General features: G+C 56.5%; 5 protein-coding genes. 3 read left to right on the plus strand and 2 right to left on the minus strand.

What is annotated here, in order from left to right:
* Positions 1-109: 109 nt before the first annotated feature.
* Entirely contained in the window at positions 110-1,318 is a 1,209-nt protein-coding gene (locus WBG83_RS12670; RefSeq protein WP_336745423.1) for an acyl-CoA dehydrogenase family protein, read from the minus strand.
* Positions 1,319-1,530: 212 nt separating this feature from the next.
* On the minus strand, positions 1,531-2,715 hold the full coding sequence (gene solA / locus WBG83_RS12675) for an N-methyl-L-tryptophan oxidase (protein ID WP_336745424.1): 1,185 nt from the start codon (positions 2,713-2,715) through the stop codon (positions 1,531-1,533).
* Positions 2,716-3,036: 321 nt separating this feature from the next.
* On the opposite strand from solA, the gene WBG83_RS12680 reads away from it, so the two are divergent.
* From WBG83_RS12680 to WBG83_RS12690, 3 genes are read left to right on the plus strand one after another with little or no spacing between them, the layout of a single operon-like run.
* Positions 3,037-5,571: an ATP-binding protein gene (locus WBG83_RS12680; protein WP_336745425.1), complete on the plus strand. Its 2,535-nt coding sequence runs from the start codon at positions 3,037-3,039 to the stop codon at positions 5,569-5,571.
* Between the two features lie 16 nt (positions 5,572-5,587).
* Positions 5,588-6,100: a chemotaxis protein CheX gene (locus tag WBG83_RS12685; protein WP_336745426.1), complete on the plus strand. Its 513-nt coding sequence runs from the start codon at positions 5,588-5,590 to the stop codon at positions 6,098-6,100.
* Between the two features lie 15 nt (positions 6,101-6,115).
* On the plus strand, positions 6,116-6,430 hold the full coding sequence (locus WBG83_RS12690; protein WP_336745428.1) for a response regulator: 315 nt from the start codon (positions 6,116-6,118) through the stop codon (positions 6,428-6,430).
* Positions 6,431-6,479 lie beyond the last annotated feature (49 nt).

Raw genomic sequence — 6,479 nt, forward strand, 5'->3', positions numbered from 1 at the left:
CCCGAATAACATGCCCCAGCCGGCAACAAAATATGCTTGCCGCGTCTTTGCCCGGCTCCAGTGTCCAGCCAAGCGTCAGAACAGAAGCAGCTCTTTCACGCATGCACAATCATGAGAGGTGAAGCCTTGCCCCCTCTCCCGGCCCCTCCGCTTCCGCCTCCGCAGCAGCGCGGTCCGCCAGCAGCCGCAGCGTAGTATCATTCATCGGCGGGTTATGCAGTCCGAACCGGACGTCACGGTACATACGCTGCAGCGGATGCGACATCGCCAGACTGTGGACCCCCACAATTTGCATCGCCTGATCTACAGCCGATACCGCTGCCCGCACCGCCGCATATTTCACCGCGGCGAGATCGGCCGCCAAGCTCTCCGGACGGGTTACACCCTGATCCCAGCGCTCCGCGACCGAGTACATAAAATGACGGGCTGCACAGAGCTCCAGCTCTATCAGGCCCAACAGCCGCTTCACCTGTTCAGTATGCAAAATCGGCTTATCCAGCGTACTGGGCTGATAACGGGCGGCAAAATGCAGCGCTTCACGCCTTGCGGCCAGCCCTATCCCCAGGTAGCAGGCCGGAATATGAAGCAGATACGGACTGGCTTGTCTGCCCTTCTCCGCCGTATGAACTTCAACGATACTATCCGCAGGCACCCAAGCATCGTCCAGCACCAAATCATGGCTTGCTGTACCGCGCATGCCCGCCATATTCCAGGTTGGATCAATGCTTACCCCTGCCGTCTCCCGTTCCACAAGCAGCTCGGCGTGCTCCCCTGTTTCCTCCAGAACCGCCGTCACAATAAAATAGTCCAACACCGGCGCAAGCGTCGTAAACGTTTTTCGCCCGCGAATTCGATAGCCGCCGCCGTCTTGTACCGCCACCGTCTGCGGCATTCCTCCACGGGAAGGACTTCCCGTTGCACTTTCCGAGGCAGCCCGGTTCAGAAGCGCCCCGTTTCTGGCCGACTGCAGGCATACCTCCGCGAATTTCGTTTCCGGCCAAGGACGCTTATGCGCCAGGTCAAACAAAATACCCAAATGCCAGCCCATGCCAAGCGCAATGGAAGCATCCCCTTGGGCCAGCCGTTCTTGATAGAGCACAAACTCATAGAGAGAGATTCCCTTCCCTTCGTACTCGCAGGGGAGGGTGAACGCCGGATAACCAATCTCCCTCAGCACTTCGATTGATGCATGGGAGAAGCGGCTCAGCCGGTCGGCTTCCTCCGCATAACCGGCAATCCGGTCCGCCGCCCGGCTGAGCTGCTCATACCGGTTCTCCTGCAGCTCTGTTTTAACAAAGCTTCTGTTGAATGCTGACATGCTCTTCGCCCCTTCTATCCCCGTATCCCTCCTGTGACTCCTGCGTTCGAATAAACGCCGTCATGCAGCGAAGCACCGTGTGCCGTGGCGCAGCGCGCGGTGCTTCCCGATTCTATTCTGCGGCTGCCAAAAGCTCCGCCTGCCATACAGCTTGAAGCGGCATGTTGTCAGCTATCTTCACCTGCTTGTCAATCAGGCTAATCCGCACGTCCTTATCTCTTTGGAATTGAAAATGCTGCCAAGGATTTCTCGCTTCGGCCGAACAGCATTGCCTGACTCAACGCTTCGCCAATCGCGCTGGCAAATTTAAAGCCGTGCCCTGAACCGCCGCCGGCGATCCATACCTTCGGCTGATGAGGATGACGCCCGATGAAGAACCCTTCATCCGGCGTCATCTCATATTTGCAAACCCCGGCTGATACAATGCCCTTTGCCTGCGGCATATACGTGCTCAGGAAGGCCTTCAAATGGGCCTCATCCTCCTGATAGACCCCGAACGGCAGCGCCGTCTGATCCGGCAGCAGCACCTGCCCTTGATCATGCCTGCCGACCTTCAATCCGCGCCCGTCCACAGCGGGAATCCCGTAATACTCCACATCATGGCCTTCATTCACGATAAAAGCCGGGAATACCCCCGCCTCATAACGCTCAGCCGGGGCCTCGAACCAGCCGATAGCCTTGCGCAGCGTCCGGATTGGCAGATTCAGCTCCGGCACCAGCTGAGGAAGGCGCACGCCCGGACTAAGCAGGACCCGGCTCGCCGTATAGCTGGACCCGGACGTATGAACCGTCACCGAATCCGGCCCGTACTGCAGGCCGTGAACCGGGGTATTCACGAGCAGCTCGGCCCCGTGCTTCAGTGCCAGCAACCGGTAAGCGCGGATAACCGCCTCGGAGAACAAGATGCCCGCTTCCGGCTCATACAGCCCTTCCATGCCCTCGGGAACGGTCCATCCCGGCCAGCGCAGACGGAGCTGGAACGGAGTCAATCGCTCATACGGTATACCGAAGGTACGGCAGCTCTCCTCCTTCGATCGCAAAAAACGCGAGCCGCCGGGCCCGACACTAACGACGCCGGTTTGCCGGAATATCGTTCTATCCGCGCCCGGCTGGCTCGGACGTTTCCCTTGATCCGCAACAAGCTCCCCCAAGCCTCCCGCTTCCTGCTCCAGCTGCTCCCATAGCTGCCTGGATCGAATCGCCAGCGAGACATAATCCGGACCCATTGTGTACGCCATGCGGAAAATCCGGGTATGTCCGTGATGGCTGCCTTTGTCGTGCGGCGGATCGTGAGCGTCCAGAACAAGAACATTCGCCCCTTGCTTCGCCAAATAATATGCCGCGCTCATCCCAAACGAGCCGCCCCCCGCAACAATCACATCATAGCCTTTTGCCATGTGGCTCCCCCTACTTTGCATGTGTAATAAATACAGAAAAACACAGCTGCTCCCCAAAAGTGTCAGTCGCTGTGTCTCCAAATGCCTCGCCTTTTTATATCCAAGCGGAATACTAGGTTTTAGTGTATTGTAGCAGGGAGTTGAATTTATTGTCAATTGTATTTCCCCTGCTTTTCGATGATTTCCCCTGAAGCCCGTCCCGACCTTACTGGAGCTTGTCGATCCTTGGCGAAAATCACGTCAAAATGGGGTGACACCGGCATACAAATCATACATAATGGAACTAAACTCTTCTTGAACTTATCTGGACGGAGGGCCCCTATGCTTGGTGTCCGCAAACACCGCAGCTTCACCTCGGAGCTGCTGCTTTGGATTCTGCTGCTTGTCGTACTTCCCTTAGCCGCTTTGCTGGCTTACATCAATATCAGCAGCTTCTCCAGCGTACAGGAGATTGAAAAGGAAAAGGCGCTGCTGAGCAGCCATGCCGTACATAAATCCATTGAGAACCTGGGCGACACGATCCAGGGAGTAACGGTAACCAACGGTTACTGGGAGCAGAATCGTCAAGCCCTGATCAGCCGGGATATGGACTGGCTGGGCAGTAATATCGGGGACATGCCCAGCATCGTGCCTAACATCGATTTCGCCGCCGAGACGGACCTGGCGGGCAACGTTATCGTGCAGGCCGGCGATGTGGCGGAGCTTACCGGACAAATCGGCTACCCCCTCCTGCTTGAGCGGGCCAAGGACGAGCGTGTTTTTACAGGATTGCTGAACACGTCCCGGGGCCTCGCCGTAATCGCCGTCTCCCAGGTTACCGACGAGATGGGCCAGCAGCCCTCTGCCGGACTGCTTATTACGGGCAGACTCCTGACTGCAGAAATTGTTCAGAAAATCCGGGACACCCTGCAAACAGACATTGCCCTGCAGCTTTATTCGGGACAGCTTCTCGCATCCGGCGACAGCCTGCAGGACGATTGGATAGGCCAAGACCTGAAGCCGCCGGAAGCAGACGGGCCAGGAAAATTCGTGCTGGAACGCAAAAACGAGGTCTACTTCTCCCAGGTCGACGCGCCGCTTCGGGATATGAACGGCCAGGTCATTGGCTTGATGCACACCCGGATCGCTTCATTGTCGGCAACCCAAGCCGCCAGCAATCTAAGCCAATTAACTATCGTCGTTTCCGTTATTATGGCATTCTTGCTGCTGCTGGTCATTTATTTGCTCCGGCTGCGCATCATTATGCCGCTTCGCCATTTTACCGCCTCGCTTCAACGGGTCGCTGCAGGGGAAACCGTAGAGACGGTACCGAAGCATGTGCTGCAGGCCGAAGCCGAAATCGTCCATGCCATTCAGCAAATCATGCACTGGAATCAGGCTCTGGAGCAAACCGTGGAACGCCGCACCGCAGAAATCCGGAACCTGCTGGATCATGCCCGGCAAGGCTTCATGTCCATCGGGCCTGATTTAACTGTCCGCGGAGAATACAGTGTGGAATGTGTCCGGCTTCTCGGCTGCGAGCCTGGCGGCTTGCCGGTTGGACCGCTTTTGTACCCGGAGGACGAGGAAGGCCAGCTGCTGCTGCTTTCTATCCTGACAAGCTACTATGAAGAAAGCGACGCCATGAGAAAGGAATTGATGTTCTCCCTGCTGCCGGAGGAACTCCACCTTCATGGCCGTATTATTAAGGCGGAATATCAATGTATTCCTTGGACGGGCCAGCCTTCGGAAGAGCAAGCTGATCGAATCATGATAATGCTGACCGATTATACCGAGACCCGCCGGCTGGAGCATCGCATGCAGGAAGAACAACGAATGCTGCAAATGGTAGTACAAACCATTACGCACCCTGAGGAATATATGCGGATTACGAAGGATTTCGAAACGTTCCATCAAACCGAGATCCGAGAGATTCTCGCCGCCGGTCATTCTGCTCTGGAGAAGGCCGTCATCCTTTGCCGCATGATTCACACCTTTAAGGGGAGCTTCGGCTTGCTGCAATTCGTGCACGTTGTCCCCCGGCTCCATGAGCTGGAAACGAAGCTGCAGCGGCTGCTGGAGGCTGAGGCGGACTTGACCGCAGCCCGGCTCGCCGCCCTGCTGCAGGAAGAGCGAATCGGGCAATGGCTGGAGGAAGACACCGCCCTGCTCCGTGCCGTGTTGGGCACTGCCTGCGACGAGCTGCTGCAAAATCAGGACATTCGCCTGAGCCGGGAGCAATGGCTTGCCATTGAGCACAAGCTGGAGCGGATAGCAACGGCTCCCGAGGAGCTCGGCTGGCTGAAGGAATTCCGTACTTGGCGGTATCGGCCGGTATACACTCTGTTCCAGCCTTACCTGCAATACTTGTCCGAGCTGGCCGACCGCAGCGGGATTCTGCTTCATCCGGTGGAGCTTCAGGGCGGAGACATTTCCGTTGATCCGGAACGGCTGTACGGATTCGCCCGCTCCTTCGTTCATGTCGTACGCAATGTCATTGTGCACGGCATCGAACCGCCTGATGAGCGAATTGCCAGCGGCAAGGATGAATACGGTCAGGTCTCCTTTAGGATTGAGCAAACCGGTGATGCGCTTCGCATTACCCTTGGCGACGACGGGCGGGGCATCGATCCTGTGGTGCTGCGCAGGAAAGCGGGCCAGCAGGGGCTCCCGGAGCATCTCACGGATGAAGAGACCCTGCTGCTTATTTTCCAGGATCGGCTCTCTACCGCGCAGCAGGTCACGGAAATCGGCGGACGTGGCGTCGGCCTGTCGGTCGTGAAGGACGAGGTTGAACAGCTCGGCGGAACGATTGAAATTCGCAGTCAGGTGGGGACAGGCACCTCCTTCGTATTTACACTGCCTGCCGCCCCATGAAAGGAGAACCGGCATAATGGAATCCAATCCGGCGAGAACGCCATTGTTTGCTGCCATTCTGGAAACGGCCGAGCGTTATTTGCACCAGCTAGGCTTTAACCAGCTTGTTTCTGTTCCCAGCCAGCGGACAGGCGTCGACGCTCTCCTGCTCGAGGACGTGACCGTCTTCATTCAAATCAGCGGCAGCGTTCAGGGCGGCTTTCTGTTTACGGCTGATCCTGCTTTTGCCCGGCTGTTGGCCAAACGGTTCATGGTCGATCCCATCTGTGACTTGGAGGCCGCCCAATATGCGGTGGAGGTCGTTGCAGAGGTTTCCAATGTCATCGCCGGCAATGCGCTGAACGCGGGAGAGGATCAAACCGTATTTCTGGGCAATCCGTTGATGATTTTATCCCGCAGCATGGGCATTCGGGCTGCCGTCTACGAAGTACAGACATATACAGCCGATCAGGGCTTGTTCCGCTGCTTCTTCATCCCGATGATGGATAAGACGGAGCTGGCCCGTGTTGTGATGATGCAAGCCGAATAACAGGTGGAGGAAAACATGCAGATGGCCAAAATTATGATCGTTGACGATTCGGGAGTTATGAGAAAAAACATCCGCAGCATTCTGGAACGGGCCGGACATGAAATCGTGGCTGAAGCCGCCGACGGGCGGGAGGTCCTGCAAAACTATATTTACTATACCCCGGATATCATCACACTGGATATTAGCATGCCGATGATGGACGGAATTGAAGCTTTAAAAAATTTGATTAAGGTTTATCCTGAAGCCAAGGTTATTATTGTCAGTGCCATGGGCCAAAAAATGCAGGTATTGGAAGCGATCAACTCACATTCCGCACCCTTGGGGCTCTGAAAATGGCGAATTATGGTGTATGCTAGATTCAGAGAATGAAGCGGGGGGC

The organism is Paenibacillus sp. y28 (assembly GCF_037137075.1).
Lineage (GTDB): Bacteria > Bacillota > Bacilli > Paenibacillales > NBRC-103111 > JBBBNV01.